The organism is Thalassobaculum sp. OXR-137, assembly GCF_034377285.1.
Classification (GTDB): domain Bacteria; phylum Pseudomonadota; class Alphaproteobacteria; order Thalassobaculales; family Thalassobaculaceae; genus Thalassobaculum.
The window spans coordinates 4,712,647-4,725,879 of sequence record NZ_CP139715.1; the positions used below are offsets into that span (position 1 = coordinate 4,712,647).

The following is a 13,233-nucleotide window of genomic DNA, read 5'->3' on the forward strand; positions in this document are numbered from 1 at the left end:
CCGCGCCATTCGCACCGCCCCGAGACCGGTTCGACCGCCCGTGAAGGTGGCCTCCGGCCTTTCTTCGGCGCCGTCCCGCCTGCCCGCTCCCCGGGAGCCGGAACACACGATCGACCCGCGACATGGCTTCAGGGTTTTGCAATCGGCATGCCGAAATTCGCCAAATTGTATCCAATTTTTATCGAGGCGGCCGAACTGGATATGAAGACGATAGATAAAACCGAAGAAATTCAATCCTATGTCCCGAAGTTCTCCCTTATGGACGAGATGATGAGGAGCCGGACGCGCCGTCAAGATCAGCATCGCCGGCCATCAAACCACATGCTGCATTGCACTATTGTGCACAGTTAGAATCCATTGATTGCGCAATTGATGCTCACGCTCTCGATTTCCGGAAAGCCAGGATCGATCCGTATTTCATATGAAGCTGAAATCATTGCGAGTCTGGAATCGGTGTTCGCCGCTAATTTGTGCACTGCAAAATGACTGGACGGAGATACCGATTTTTTGGATACAATAAGGAGGCGCGCCCGGTTTCGCCTGCGCGCAAGCCAGCCATTTGCCAGGGGTTCCGCGATGTCCAGCGACGATCGAACCGCGTCCATGCGCCAGGCCTTCGAGGCCATGACCGCCCTCAACGGTCTCACCCTGCCGTCCGAGCGGGTGGAGACGATCTACGAAGGCTTCGTCGGCCTGCAGGCGATGGTCGCCGACCTGCGCCGGCCGCGCACCGCCGCGGCCGAGCCCGCCGGCATCTTCGTTCCCACCACCATTACCCGGAGTGCCGCGCCATGACCGAACCGCTGGAAAGCCTGTCCATCGCCGAACTGGGTGCGAAGCTGCGCGACGGGTCGCTGACCTCCGCCAAGATCACCGAACATTGCCTCACGCGCATCGCCGATCTCGATCCGGCCCTGAACGCCTTCATCACGGTGACCGGTGATCGGGCCATGCAGGATGCCGCCAAGGCCGACAAGGAACTGGCCGAGGGGACCGACCGCGGCCCGATGCACGGCATCCCCTATGGGCTGAAGGACATCTACGACACCGCCGGGATCCGCACGACCTGCCATTCCAAGCTGCGCGAGGACGTGATCCCGGCGACCGACAGCGTCTGCGCCGAGAAGCTGGTGAAGGCCGGCGGCGTGCTGCTTGGCAAGCTGTCGACCCACGAGTTCGCCTTCGGCGGCCCCTCCTTCGACCTGCCCTTCCCGCCTGCACGCAATCCCTGGAACCGCGACCACGGCCCGGGCGGATCGTCCAGCGGCTCGGGTGCCGCGGTGGCCATGGGCATGATGCGCACGGCCATGGGCTCCGACACCGGCGGCTCGATCCGCGGGCCGGCGGCCTATTGCGGCGTCATCGGCATCAAGCCGACCTATGGCCTGGTGAGCCGGCGCGGCGTGTTCCCGCTGTCCTACACCATGGATCATTGCGGACCGCTGTCGAAGACGGTGGAGGACGCGGCCATCACCCTGCAGGCGGTCGCGGGCTACGACGCCATCGACCCGGCCAGCGCCGACGTCCCGATCCCGGATTTCCGGGCGTCCCTCAATGCCGGCGTGAAGGGTATGAAGATCGGCCTGCTGCGCTCGTTCTATGCGGATGCAGAGGGCATGGCGCCGGAATGCAGCGCGGCGATCGACACCGCCTGCGAAACCCTGCGCAGCCTCGGCGCCGAGGTCGAGGACGTCCAGGGCGCCTCACCCTTCACCCAGTACAATTCCTGCGGACGGGTGATCCTGCTGGCCGAGGCCTACGCGATCCACGAGGAGGATCTGAAGACCCGCCCGCTCGATTTCGGCCAGCTCACCATGGAGCGGATCATGCTCGGCGCCTATATCTCGGCCGCCGATCTGGTCCAAGCCCAGCGCCTGCGTCGGGAACTGAGCCAGGAGGTGAACAGCATGTTCCTGAAGCAGTACGACGTGCTGCTCGCCCCCTCGTCCATGACCCCGGCCCCGCGGATCGACGCCCCCCAGAAGGGCTTCCCGCTGGCCTGGCCGATGCAGACCATGCCGTTCAACGTGACCGGCAACCCGGCCATGTCGATCCCCATCGGCTTCAGCGACAGCGGCCTGCCCCTGTCGATGCAGATCATCGGCGGCTACTACGACGAGGCGACCGTGTTCCGGGTCGGCCAGGCCTACGAGGCGGCCACCCAGTGGCACCTGAAATGGCCGGAGCCGGCCCTGGTGGAAGCCGCCTGACCGTCCGGCCGAACGACAACCGGCCGCGCCCCCTCTCGGAAGCGCGGCCGGTCGTTCTCATTGCCCAGGGAAGAGGACTCAGTCGCCCATTTCTTCCTTGTGGATCTTCCGGTACTTGGCGCCGAGTTCGCGCGCCTTCTCGTCGGACATGACGTCCCCGACCAGCGGCAGCACGTCCTCTTCCTCTTCCTCCAGATGGTGGAAGACGTCGTGGCGCAGCTCCTCGAACTTGTCGTCCCAGTCCTCGTCGTCCGGGGACATCTCTTCCATCTGCTCCATCACCTTCTTGTGCTCGCCATGCTCGGAGATGGCGTGCAGGCTCTCGTGACGGGCGTCCTTGGAGGTCTGGACGAGGGCGTTGAACAGGCTCTCCTCCTCGGCCTCGTGATGGGCGAGGAGCTCCTTCTTGGCCTTCGCCCACAGATCGTTGCGGGCCTTCTTGTCGCCGTCCTTCTCGGCGTGCAGGCGGTCGAACAGCGAGCGCAGCCGGTTATGTTCGGCGGCGATCACGTCAACGATGGTGTCCGACTTCTTCCCGCTGGCGGATTGGCGCTCCATGGTGTTCGTCGCCATTTCACTCTCCTGACATGGTGATGAGCGGCATTGCCCGCCGACCGGCGGGTCGCTCGTTATGATGCTGATCTGAAGAGAGAAACGACGCAGAACTCGAACGGTTCCAAACCGCCACGCCCCAGGGGCGAGCGGTCGCATTGCAGTGCAACATCGGATGCTTCATACCGGCGGGCAGTTGGCACAGGCGGATACGGCCCATGACGTTCCCGAGCGGTCTCACCCAGGAAGAGGCGGCGATCCGCCTGCAACACTACGGCCCGAACCGGCTGCCGGAGCCGAAGGCGCCGAGCCTCGCCGCGCTGTTCGGCCGCCAGTTCCTCAGCCCCTTCATCTACATCCTGATGATCGCGGCGGTCGTATCCTTCGCCATCGGCCAGATCCCGAGCGGCGCCTTCATCGTGGCGGTCCTCCTGATCAACGCGGCGATCGGGACGGTGCAGGAGCACGCCGCCCAGAAATCCGCCTCGGCCCTGCGCCGGATGGTGCGCGGGTCGGCCCGGGTCATCCGCGACGGCCGACCCTGCATGATCGACAGCGAGCAGGTGGTGCCGGGCGACCGGTTGCTGCTCAGCTCCGGCGACAAGGTGCCGTCCGACGTGCGGCTGTGCGACGCCCAGGGCCTGGCGGTGGACGAGTCCATGCTGACCGGCGAGTCCGTTACCGTCGCCAAGAGCGCCGAGGTCAGCGTCCGCAGCGACGCGCCGCTTGCCGAACGACGGGACACCTGTTTCGCCGGCACCGTCATCACCCATGGCCGGGCGGAGGGCGAGGTCATCGCCACCGGCCTCGCCACCGAGCTCGGCTCCATCGCCGGGGAAGTCTCCGCCCGGCGGGTGTCCGAGCCGCCGCTGATGATCCGGGTGCGCCGCTTCACCTATCAGGTCGCCGCCGGCATCGCGGTCGCCATCGCCGCCCTGATCGCCCTGATGCTGGCGGTCGGCGGCTACAGCACCTCGGAAATGGCGCTGATGGCGATCGGTCTCGCCGTCTCGGCCATCCCCGAGGGCCTGCCCGCCGCCCTGACCGTCGCGCTCGCCATCGGCATGGACCGCATGGCCAAGCACAACGTCATCATCCGCAAGCTGATCGCCGTTGAGGCACTGGGTTCCTGCACCTTCATCTGTTCGGACAAGACCGGCACCCTGACCGTCAACGAGATGACGGTCAGCCGGATCGTGCTGCCCGACGGGATCAGCTTCGCCGTCACCGGCGCCGGCATCGGTCCCGGCACGGTCGAGGAGCACGACACCGGCAGCGGGGCCTGCGTGCCGATGGCCCCGCATTTGAACCGACTGCAGGCGCTGTGCACCACCGGTACCCTGGCGAACGAGAGCCACCTGGACTATGCCGGCCGCGAGACCTGGGATTACGACGGCGACATCGTCGACGTGGCGTTCCTGGTGCTGGCCAAGAAGCTCGGCCTGTCGATCAGCGGCCTGCATGCCGAGCAGAGCCGCCTGGAGCTGGTGCCCTACGAGTCTGAACGGGCGTTCTCCGGCAGTCTGACCCGCTGGTCGGAACGACATTTCCTGCATGTGAAGGGCAGCCCCGAAAAGCTGCTGGCGATGTCCACGCATATGCAGACCGCCGACGGCCGGGTTCCGATCGACCATGCCGCCGTCACGGCCCAGTTCGAGGCTCTGGCCCGCGACGGCTACCGCGTGATCGCGCTGGCCCATCGCGAGCTGCCGGAGCGCGGCCCGGCGTTGCGGGCGATGGAGGAGATGACCCTGCTGGGCATGGTGGCGATGATCGATCCGATCCGCCCGGAGGCCCGTGAGGCGGTGGACCGCTGCCGGGCCGGCGGCATCGAGGTGGCGATGATCACCGGCGACCACCCGGCCACCGCCCATGCCATCGCCCGCGACCTGGACATTGCCGGACCGGACGACCCTGTGGTCACCGGCAGCGACCTGAAAGCGGCCGAGGCCAGAGGCTTGGATCATATCGACGCCCTGGTGCGCGACGCCCGGGTCTTTGCCCGGATCGAACCGCTGCAGAAGCAGCAGATCGTCGAATCCCTGATGCGGGCCGGGCATTTCGTGGCGGTGACCGGCGACGGGGTGAACGATGCGCCGGCCATGCACCGGGCCAATGTCGGCATCGCCATGGGCAAACGCGGCACCGACGTCGCCAAGGAGGCCGCCGATCTGATTATCACCGACGACCGGTTCTCCTCCATCGTCGACGGCGTCGAACAGGGCCGGGTGGTCTACAACAACATCCGCAAGGTGGTCGGCCTGCTGATCGCCACCGGCTTCTCCGCCCTGCTGCTGTTCTTCCTCTGTGTGCTGACCGGCCTGCCCATGCCGCTGACCGCGGTCCAGCTTCTCTGGCTGAACCTCGTGGCCAACGGTCTGCAGGACGTCGCCCTGGCTTTCGAGCCGAAGGAAGGGGGCGAGCTGTCGAAACGCCCCCGCCGCCCGGGCGAACCGATCTTCGAGCGGCGCATCGTCGAGCATGTGCTGATCATCGGCGGGGCGATGGGCCTACTGGCCTATGGCATGTTCGACGCCCTGCTGGCGATGGGCTACGACCTCGATATGGCGCGCAACCTGACGCTGATGCTGATGGTGCTGTTCGGCAATATCCACGCCCTGTGCAGCCGGTCGGAAACCCGCTCGATTTTCCGCATCCCCTTGCTGACCAACCCGTTCCTGGTCCTGGCGGTGCCGATCGCCCAACTCGTCCATATCGGCTCGATGTACGTGCCGGGGCTGAGCGACGTACTGGCGATCCAGCCGATCGGCTGGCACGAATGGGCCTCGATGCTGGCGGTCGCCCTGGTGCTGCTGGCCCTGGAGGAAGCCCACAAGGCCTGGCACCGACGGCGGTAGCGCCGCATCCCCGTCTTCCTTTACCGACTTCCTGGGCGACCCCGCAGGGGGCGATCCAGGACCCTGAACCGGGCGCCAGAAACACGGTCCTGGATCACCCCCTGCGGGGATGTCCAGGAAGTCGGGTGATTTTAAATTTTCCCGTACCCGCCGCCGCCGGACGAGTCCGCGATCACCCGGTCGCCCTTGGCGATGCGCAGGTTGGTCTTGCCGGGAAGTGCGGTCTCGATGCCGTCGGCCCGCACCAGGGTCAGACGGTACGGTGCACCCGCCTCCCCGCCTTCCAGGCCGTAGGGCGGGACCACCATCCGCTCGCACATGGTGGTCAGGGTCAGCCCGTCGACCCGGGCGCGGTAGACCCGCCGCAGCCCGTCGCCGCCGGTATGCCGGCCCTTGCCGCCGGTGCCGCGCAGGATCTCCTGGCGTTCCACCCGGATCGGGTACTCGGCCTCGACCACCTCGGCAGGCGTGCCCATGACATTGGCCATGTGGGCGCGGATCGCCGGCATGCCGTCGCGGTCGGCCCGCGCGCCCTCGCCGCCGCCATGCACCTCGTAGAAGGTCGTCCAGGTGCCGTCCTCGCGATGGCCGCCGAAAATCAGCAGCCCGGCCGTGGTCGGCCCACCGGCTGACAGCTTCTCCGGCGCGAATTTCGCGAAGGCCAGGAAGACGGCATCGGCCACCCGCTGGGCGGTCTCGTGGTTGCCGCCGACCACCGGTTTGTCCGCCGGCGCGTCCAGGATCGAGCCCGGGCGGGTGACGATCGTCAGCGGCCGGTAGCAGCCCGCACTCGGCTGGATCTCCGGCCCGCAGACCGCCTTCATGACGTAGTAGACCGAGGCGGCGGTGATGAAGCGGGTGGTGTTGATCGGACCCGGCACCGCGTCGTCGGAGGCGGAGAAGTCGAGCACCGCCTCCTCGCCCCTGATCGTCATCGTGACCCGCACGGCCGTCGGCGCCCCGCCATGGCCGTCGTCGTCCATGAAGTCCTCACCGTCATAGACGCCGTCCGGCAGGGCGGCGATGGCAGCGCGCATCTGCCGTTCGGCCCGGTCGTGCAGGGCGGCGAAGGCGCGCTCCACCTCGTCGGCACCATAGCGGGCGAACATCTCGGCGAAGCGCCGGTCGGCAGCCCGCGTGGCCGCGACCTGAGCCAGGATATCGCCGCGCCGTTCCTCCGGCCCGCGCACATTGGCGAGCACCATGGCGAGCTTCTCCTCGTCCGGCCCCTCGGCCGTGACGATCCGCAGCGGCGGAATGCGCAGCCCCTCCTGCCAGGCGTCATAGGCGGCGGCGTAGTAGCTGCCCGGCGCGGCGCCGCCGACATCGGCCCAATGGGCGAGGCTGACGGCGAAGGCGACGATACGGTCGCCGGAAAACACCGGGCGGATCGCCTTCACGTCGGGCAAGTGGTTGCCGCCGACCTGGGGCAGGTTGAGCAGCCAGACATCGCCCGGCTTCAGCCGGTCGCGCGGCACGATCTTCAGGAACTCCTGAACCGTGAAGCTCATGACCCCCATATGCATGGGAATGTCCTGCCCCTGGGCGATCAGCAGCCCGTCCCGGTCGGTGAGCGCGGAGGACAGGTCCCCCGCCTCGCGCAGCAGGGGCGAGCGGGCGGAGCGCATCACCACCAGAGACATTTCCTCGGCGATGGCGGAGAGGCCGTTGCGGATGACCTCCAGGGTGAACGGATCGATGCTCATGCCTCGCCGACCCCTTCCACTTGCGCCACCTCGATATGGATATGGCCGTAGCCGTCGACCCGGTAGCGTTCGCGCGGCGGCACCACGATGGTCGACCAGTCGTCCTCGACGATCGCCGGCCCCTGGCGCCAGTCGCCCGGCGCCAGCGCATCACGGTTGAGACAGACCACATCCATCGCCCCGCCCTCCTCGAAGACGCAGCGCCGCCGCCCCTCTGCCGCCGCGCGCCGCTCCACGGTCGGGGTCACGCTGGGCTGCTCCGGGCCGGACACGGCGACCCGAAGGGCCGCCAGTTCCCAGGGCTCGTCGGTGCTGAAACCGTAAAGCGCGTCGTGCCGAGCACGGAAGGCGGCCCCCAAGGCTTCCACGTCGTCCAGGGTCGGATCGGCGATCTCCAGGGAGTCACTCTGGCCGCGGTAGCGCAGGGAGGCGATGACCTCCACGCTCAGCGCGGTGGCCTCCGCACCCTCGGCGCTGCGCAGGTCGGCGGAAAGTTCGTCGATGAGCGCGTCGCGGGCGGCACAGGCGGCCGCCGCGTCCCAGATCTCACTGGCCATGCCGACGGTCTGCTGCCGTCCGTAGCGCATCCGCGCCGCCACGCAGCCGAGCGCGGAGAAGCCGCTGGACAGGGCGGGCACCACCACCCGGCGGATGCCATAGGCGCGGGCGACCTCCACCGCATGCATCGGCCCGGCCCCACCGAAGGCGATCAGCGGACAGGTGCGACCGTCGACGCCGCGCTCCACCGTGATGCGGCGCAGGGCGCGGACCATGTTGGCGTGGGTGACCCGGGCGATGCCGAGGGCCGCTTCCTCCACCGACACGCCGGCACTCTCGGCGATGGGGCGCACGACGGCTTCGGCCTTGGCGAGATCGAGGGTCAGGGCGTTGCCCAGGCGGCGGCCGGGCTCCAGATAGCCGAGGATCAGGTCGGCATCGCTCACCGTCGCCTGTGTGCCGCCGCGTCCGTAGCAGGCCGGCCCCGGATCGGCCCCGGCACTCTGCGGGCCGACTAGCACGGCGCCGCTGTCGAGCCGGGCGATGGAGCCGCCGCCGGCCCCGATCGACTCCACCGCCAGGATCGGCAGGCGGATGCGGTAGCGGCCGAGCCGGTGGTCGGAGCGCACCTGGGCGGCCCCGTCCGCGACCAGACAGACGTCGGTCGTGGTGCCGCCCATGTCGAAGGTCAGCGCCTGGTCGGTGCCGAGTTCGTCGCGGATTTCGGCGGCGATGCGGGCCGAGGCGGCGACCCCGGCGGCCGGCCCCGACATGGCCAGCATCAGCGGGTGATCGGCCACCGCGTCGATTGCCGCCATGCCGCCGGCGGAATGGAAGAAATGGAAGCGCGACCCCGCCGGCCGCCGCTCGCCGATCCGGCCCAGATAGTCCTGCACCCGGCGCATGACCGCGGCACTCAGCACCGTGGTGTTCATGCGCTCATATTCGCGCTGCTCCGGGCTGATCCGGTGGGACAGTGCCACCCGCGGCACGACCCGGCGCAGCCGCTCGCCCAGCAGGATCTCGTGCGCCGGGTTGCGGTAGGCGTGCAGCAGGCAGACCGCGACGGCCTCCGCGCCGCTCGCCGCCACCGCCTCGGCCACACGGTCGGCCTCCGTCTCGGTCAGCGCCAGATCGACGCTGCCGTCATGCAGCATCCGCTCGGCCACCGAAAAGCGCAGCCCGTCCGGCACCAGGGCCGGTGCCTTGGGCAGCAGGTCGAGCCGGTAGAGGTTGTCGCGCGACATCCGGCCGATATCGAGCGTGTCGGTGAAGCCTTCGGTCGCGACCAGCGCGGTTTTCGAAAACCGGGATTCCACGATGTCGTTGGTCACCATGGTCGTGCCATGAACCAGCTCGGCCACCGCGTCCCAGGTCAGATCGACCGCCGCCAGGGCCGAGATCAGGCCGGAGACCGGGTCGCCCGGCACGCTCGGCACCTTGGCGGAGCGGACGTTTCCACCGCTCCGGTCGGTCGCCACCACGTCCGTGAAGGTGCCGCCGATATCGATGCCTACACGCCAGACCGCATCCATCGCCCTCACCCCACCTCACACCAGTCGGCACGCCGACCGGATCGGCACGGGCCTCGAATTTCCGATTTTCGGAAATTTTTGCACCGCAAAACTCTAAATTCGGAAATCGGCGGCGGTCAACTGGCGCTCTGCATCGGATCCCCGGGTCACGCCGCCATCCGCAGCGACCGCTCGGTCATCGCCTCGGCGGAGCGGGCCAGGGCCTGGCACACCTGCTCAGCGGGAACCCGCCGCATGCGCTCGGCAAAGCCGACGATGCCCAGCGCGAAGAACACATGGCGGCCGTCCAGCTTCAGCGGGCAGGCGTAGCTGAGTGCGCCCACGTCCATCTCGTTGTCGCAGACCGCGAAGCCGGTGCGCCGGACCTCGTCCAACTGGGCGCGCAGGACCACCTCCTCGACGCAGGTGTTCTCGGTGAAGCGCACCCGCGGCTCCGCCAGGATCCGGTCGATGAAATCGGAATCCTGGTTGGCGAGGATGACCTTGCCCGTCGCCGTGGCATGCATCGGCCATTCCCGGCCCGGATGGATATAGGACCGGAAGTCGCCCAAGGGCTGCTCCAGGGTCACCGTCTCGACCACCGAGCCGGCCAGCCGGGCGATGAACACGGTCTCCCCGAACTCCGCCACCAGCTCGCGCAGGAACGGCCGCGCGACCGCCACCACCGCCTTCGGCACCGAGGCGACATGGAGCATCCGCAGCAGCCGCGGGCCGAGCAGGTAGGAACGGCTGCCCTCGGCCTGATCCAGCAGCCCGACCTCGCGCAGGGAGTTTACCAGCCGATGGGCCGTGCCGACCTGCAGCCCCGCCGTGCGGGCGATGTTGCTGAGGGTCATCCCCTCGCCCGACGCCGCCACCGTTTCCAGGATGCGGGCATAGCGGGCGAGCGGCTTCTCGGATTTGGCGGTCATCACGGCCTCCACATCGCTTCGGAAGTGCAATTGACAGGCCGATCATACCCGCCTTACGGTTTCCGGAAACCGGAATAACGAACGCACCTCGCATGTGCGAAATCAATCCGGGATAAGCGCCTGCCAGGGATGGCGCAATCAGGAGGGAGGATCGGGAGACAGCCACGGCACCTTCGCGCGTCGTGGAACATGGGGGAGTTGTCTTTTGACCGCCGCATCTCCGATCTTCGAGGTGGAGGACGCTTCGCTCGCCTTTGGCGGCAACAAGGCCCTCGACTCCGTGACCTTCTCCATGGCGGCCGGCGAACTGCTCGGCCTGATCGGCCCGAACGGGTCCGGCAAGACCACCCTGCTCAACGCCGTCGGCTCGATCTACCCGCTCAGCGCCGGCACGATCGCCTTCGAGGGCAACCGGATCGACAGCCTGTCGATGCACGAGGTGACGCGCGCCGGCATCGGCCGGATGTTCCAGGCGCCACGCGTCTTCCCGCACATGACCTGCATGGAGAACCTGCTCGCCGCCGGCTTCGCCGTGCGCCAGGACGGCGAGAGCCGCGAGGACCTGATCCATCGCGGCGAGGAGCTGCTCGCCTCCCTCACCATCGACCAGTTCCGCGACACCGTCGCCGGGTCCATGTCCGGCGGCCAGAGGATGCTCCTGCAATTCGCGCGCACCCTGATGCTGCGCCCGCGCCTGCTGCTGCTGGACGAGCCGTTCGGCGGCGTCCATCCGACGCTGATCGAGGTGATGCTGGAGCGCATCCGCACCCTGCACGAGGACGGGCTGACCATCATCATGGTGAGCCATGATCTGCCGACCATCATGAGCCTGTCCCAGCGCATCATCGCGCTGGCCAACGGCCAGCTCATCGCCGACGGCACGCCTGCCGAGATCCGCGAGAATCCGCTCGTGATCGAAGCCTATCTGGGGGGCTGACGATGCTGGTCGTCGAAAACGTCGTCGCCGGATACGTGGAGGAGGTGAACATCCTCCACGGGGTCAGCCTGGAGGTCCGGCGCGGTCAGATCTCCTCCATCATCGGTCCCAACGGGTCCGGCAAGTCGACCCTGGTGCGCGTGATCTGCGGCATGCTGCCGACCAAAGAGGGCGAGGTGCGTTACGACGCCACCCGCCTCACCGGAACGCCGGCGCACAAGATGGCCGAGCTGGGCATCGCCTATCTGCCGCAGGAACGCACGGTCTTCCCGCATCTGACGGTGGAGCAGAACATCGACCTGGGCGGCTGGACCTTCCGGCGGGACAGCGCGCGCATCGGCAAGATGCGGCGCAGGATCTACGACCAGTTCCCGATCCTGGCCGAGCGCAAGTCGGTCAAGGGCGGCGACCTGTCCGGCGGCCAGCAGAAGATCCTGGAGGTCGCCCGGGCGCTGATGATCGAACCCAATCTGGTGGTGTTCGACGAGCCGACGGTCGGCCTGGCGCCCATCGTCGCCAAGGAAGTCTACGACACGCTCGAACGGCTGAAGGCCGAGGGCATGACGGTGCTGCTGGTGGACCAGAACGTCCGCGAGGCGGTGCGCATCGGCGATCACGTGTACGTCCTGGAACTCGGCAGGAACAAGGCCGACGGGGCACGTGACGCATTCGCAGGGGACCTCCACGCGCTGATCAAGGACTGGCTGCAGATCTGAGACGCGCGTGGTCGACGCAACGAAGGAGGCTTCAGCATGAGAACGACGAAGACGAGACTTCTCGCCGGCCTGCCGCTGCTCGCGGCACTCGCCGCAGGCGGCCCGGCCCTCGCGGCCGACACGATCAAGGTCGGCGGCCTGGCGCCGCTGTCCTCGCCCGGCGCCTATCAGCAGGGCAAGGAACTGGTGCTCGGCCTGCAATGGGCCGTGGACGACTTCAACGCCGCCGGCGGCCTCGACGGCAAGATGGTCGAACTGGTCGTGGAAGACACCCAGGGCAAGCCGCCGGTGGGGGCGACCGCCGCCGAAAAGCTGATCACCAGCGAGGGCGTCGTCGGCCTCGCCGGCGAGTACCACTCCTCCGTCTGCTCGGCCGAGATCGAGGTGGCCAAGCAGCACGGCAAGCCCTTCGTCATCGCCTCCTGCTGGTCCGACAACCTGACCGAGGCGGGCTATGCCGAGGTGTTCCGCACCAGCGTCTACTCCTCCAAGCTGGCGGAGAACATGGTCGGGCTCGCGGCCGAGGTCGGCCTGAAGAAGATCGCCGCCATCGTCGAGGATTCCGACTACGGCGTCGGTATCGCCAAGAACATCGAGGGCGCCATCAAGAAACTCGGCGCCGATATCGACTTCTCCTACGAGGTGGTGGAGAAGACCGGCAAGGACTTCGTCCCCGTCCTGCTGAAGTACAAGACCCAGGTGAAGCCGGAGATGATCATCTCCGCGGTGACCCAGCCGGGCGGCTTCCTGGTGCTGAAGCAGGCGCATGAGATCGGCTTCGCGCCGTCCTCCGACACCCTGTTCCTGGACGCCACCTGCACCTCGCAGAACGACAAGGTGTTCTGGGAAGCGGTGAAGGGAGCGGGCAAGAACGTCCTGCTCTCCTGCCCGTTCAGCCCGAGCGTCAAGCTGACCCCGCTCGGCGAGACCATCAAGGCCCGCTACGTGAAGGAGTTCGACCGCGAGCCGAACTACGTGGTGCTGCAGGGCTACGACAGCATGCAGGCGCTGCTGGAGGGCATGAAGAAGGCCGGCTCCACAGAGGGGCCGAAGATCGTCGAGGCGCTGAAGACCCTGGAGTTCGACGGCTCCCGCGGCCCGGTGAAGTTCGAGACCGGCCCGGGCGTGTGGACCCAGCAGTGGAAGGACGTGCCGACATTCATCTTCCAGTACACCGAGGTCGATCAGGCCGCGGGCGAGGCGTCGGTGCTGTATCCGACGGCGTTCAAGACCGCCGACATCGTGAAGTGACGATCCTGTCCTGACCGACTTGCCGGCATGGCGGTTCGTGCCGCCATGCCGCATCCTCT

The 13,233-nt window shown here is 67.8% G+C and carries 10 protein-coding genes; 6 read left to right on the forward strand and 4 right to left on the reverse strand.

Features of this window, described 5'->3' with window-relative positions:
• Positions 1–576 precede the first annotated feature (576 nt).
• Together T8K17_RS21880 and T8K17_RS21885 are read left to right on the forward strand one after the other, a co-directional pair.
• Positions 577–795 carry a hypothetical protein gene (locus tag T8K17_RS21880; protein WP_322331854.1) on the forward strand — a complete coding sequence of 73 codons (219 nt, stop codon included), beginning with the start codon at positions 577–579 and terminating at the stop codon, positions 793–795.
• Positions 792–2,210: an amidase gene (locus tag T8K17_RS21885; protein ID WP_322331855.1), complete on the forward strand. Its 1,419-nt coding sequence runs from the start codon at positions 792–794 to the stop codon at positions 2,208–2,210. The genes T8K17_RS21880 and T8K17_RS21885 overlap by 4 nt, the downstream gene beginning before the upstream one ends.
• Positions 2,211–2,288: 78 nt before the next feature.
• Here T8K17_RS21885 and T8K17_RS21890 read toward each other — a convergent pair whose 3' ends face one another.
• Positions 2,289–2,783, reverse strand: coding sequence for a hemerythrin domain-containing protein (locus tag T8K17_RS21890; RefSeq protein WP_322331856.1), 495 nt, complete (start codon positions 2,781–2,783; stop codon positions 2,289–2,291).
• A 197-nt stretch (positions 2,784–2,980) separates the two neighbouring features.
• On the opposite strand from T8K17_RS21890, the gene T8K17_RS21895 reads away from it, so the two are divergent.
• Positions 2,981–5,620, forward strand: coding sequence for an HAD-IC family P-type ATPase (locus T8K17_RS21895; protein ID WP_322331857.1), 2,640 nt, complete (start codon positions 2,981–2,983; stop codon positions 5,618–5,620).
• 131 nt (positions 5,621–5,751) lie between these two features.
• Here the strand turns inward: T8K17_RS21895 and T8K17_RS21900 are convergent, their stop codons facing one another.
• The 3 genes from T8K17_RS21900 to T8K17_RS21910 form a co-directional block, all read right to left on the reverse strand.
• On the reverse strand, positions 5,752–7,326 hold the full coding sequence (locus T8K17_RS21900; protein WP_322331858.1) for a hydantoinase B/oxoprolinase family protein: 1,575 nt from the start codon (positions 7,324–7,326) through the stop codon (positions 5,752–5,754).
• The gene (locus T8K17_RS21905) at positions 7,323–9,359 is read right to left on the reverse strand and encodes a hydantoinase/oxoprolinase family protein (protein WP_322331859.1); all 2,037 of its coding nucleotides are present in this window, start codon (positions 9,357–9,359) and stop codon (positions 7,323–7,325) included. Before T8K17_RS21905 ends, T8K17_RS21900 begins: the two co-directional genes overlap by 4 nt.
• Before the next feature lie 146 nt (positions 9,360–9,505).
• Entirely contained in the window at positions 9,506–10,270 is a 765-nt protein-coding gene (locus T8K17_RS21910) for an IclR family transcriptional regulator (protein WP_322331860.1), read from the reverse strand.
• 205 nt (positions 10,271–10,475) lie between these two features.
• Here T8K17_RS21910 and T8K17_RS21915 point away from each other — a divergent pair, with 205 nt between their 5' ends.
• Genes T8K17_RS21915 through T8K17_RS21925 form a run of 3 tightly spaced genes read left to right on the forward strand, consistent with a single transcriptional unit; the run spans position 10,476 to position 13,174 of the window.
• Positions 10,476–11,207 (forward strand): ABC transporter ATP-binding protein, encoded by a 732-nt coding sequence (locus T8K17_RS21915; protein ID WP_322331861.1) that lies wholly within the window; start codon positions 10,476–10,478, stop codon positions 11,205–11,207.
• 2 nt (positions 11,208–11,209) lie between these two features.
• Positions 11,210–11,923, forward strand: coding sequence for an ABC transporter ATP-binding protein (locus T8K17_RS21920; protein ID WP_322331862.1), 714 nt, complete (start codon positions 11,210–11,212; stop codon positions 11,921–11,923).
• 36 nt (positions 11,924–11,959) lie between these two features.
• Positions 11,960–13,174 (forward strand): ABC transporter substrate-binding protein, encoded by a 1,215-nt coding sequence (locus tag T8K17_RS21925; RefSeq protein ID WP_322331863.1) that lies wholly within the window; start codon positions 11,960–11,962, stop codon positions 13,172–13,174.
• The last annotated feature ends 59 nt before the right edge of the window (positions 13,175–13,233 follow it).

Coding starts and splice junctions, on each gene's coding strand:
- T8K17_RS21920 (WP_322331862.1), top strand. CDS start 11,210: ATGCTGGTCGTCGAAAACGTCGTCGCCGGATACGTGGAGGAGGTGAAC.
- T8K17_RS21885 (WP_322331855.1), top strand. CDS start 792: ATGACCGAACCGCTGGAAAGCCTGTCCATCGCCGAACTGGGTGCGAAG.
- T8K17_RS21880 (WP_322331854.1), top strand. CDS start 577: ATGTCCAGCGACGATCGAACCGCGTCCATGCGCCAGGCCTTCGAGGCC.
- T8K17_RS21910 (WP_322331860.1), bottom strand. CDS start 10,270: ATGACCGCCAAATCCGAGAAGCCGCTCGCCCGCTATGCCCGCATCCTG.
- T8K17_RS21900 (WP_322331858.1), bottom strand. CDS start 7,326: ATGAGCATCGATCCGTTCACCCTGGAGGTCATCCGCAACGGCCTCTCC.
- T8K17_RS21890 (WP_322331856.1), bottom strand. CDS start 2,783: ATGGCGACGAACACCATGGAGCGCCAATCCGCCAGCGGGAAGAAGTCG.
- T8K17_RS21895 (WP_322331857.1), top strand. CDS start 2,981: ATGACGTTCCCGAGCGGTCTCACCCAGGAAGAGGCGGCGATCCGCCTG.
- T8K17_RS21905 (WP_322331859.1), bottom strand. CDS start 9,359: ATGGATGCGGTCTGGCGTGTAGGCATCGATATCGGCGGCACCTTCACG.
- T8K17_RS21925 (WP_322331863.1), top strand. CDS start 11,960: ATGAGAACGACGAAGACGAGACTTCTCGCCGGCCTGCCGCTGCTCGCG.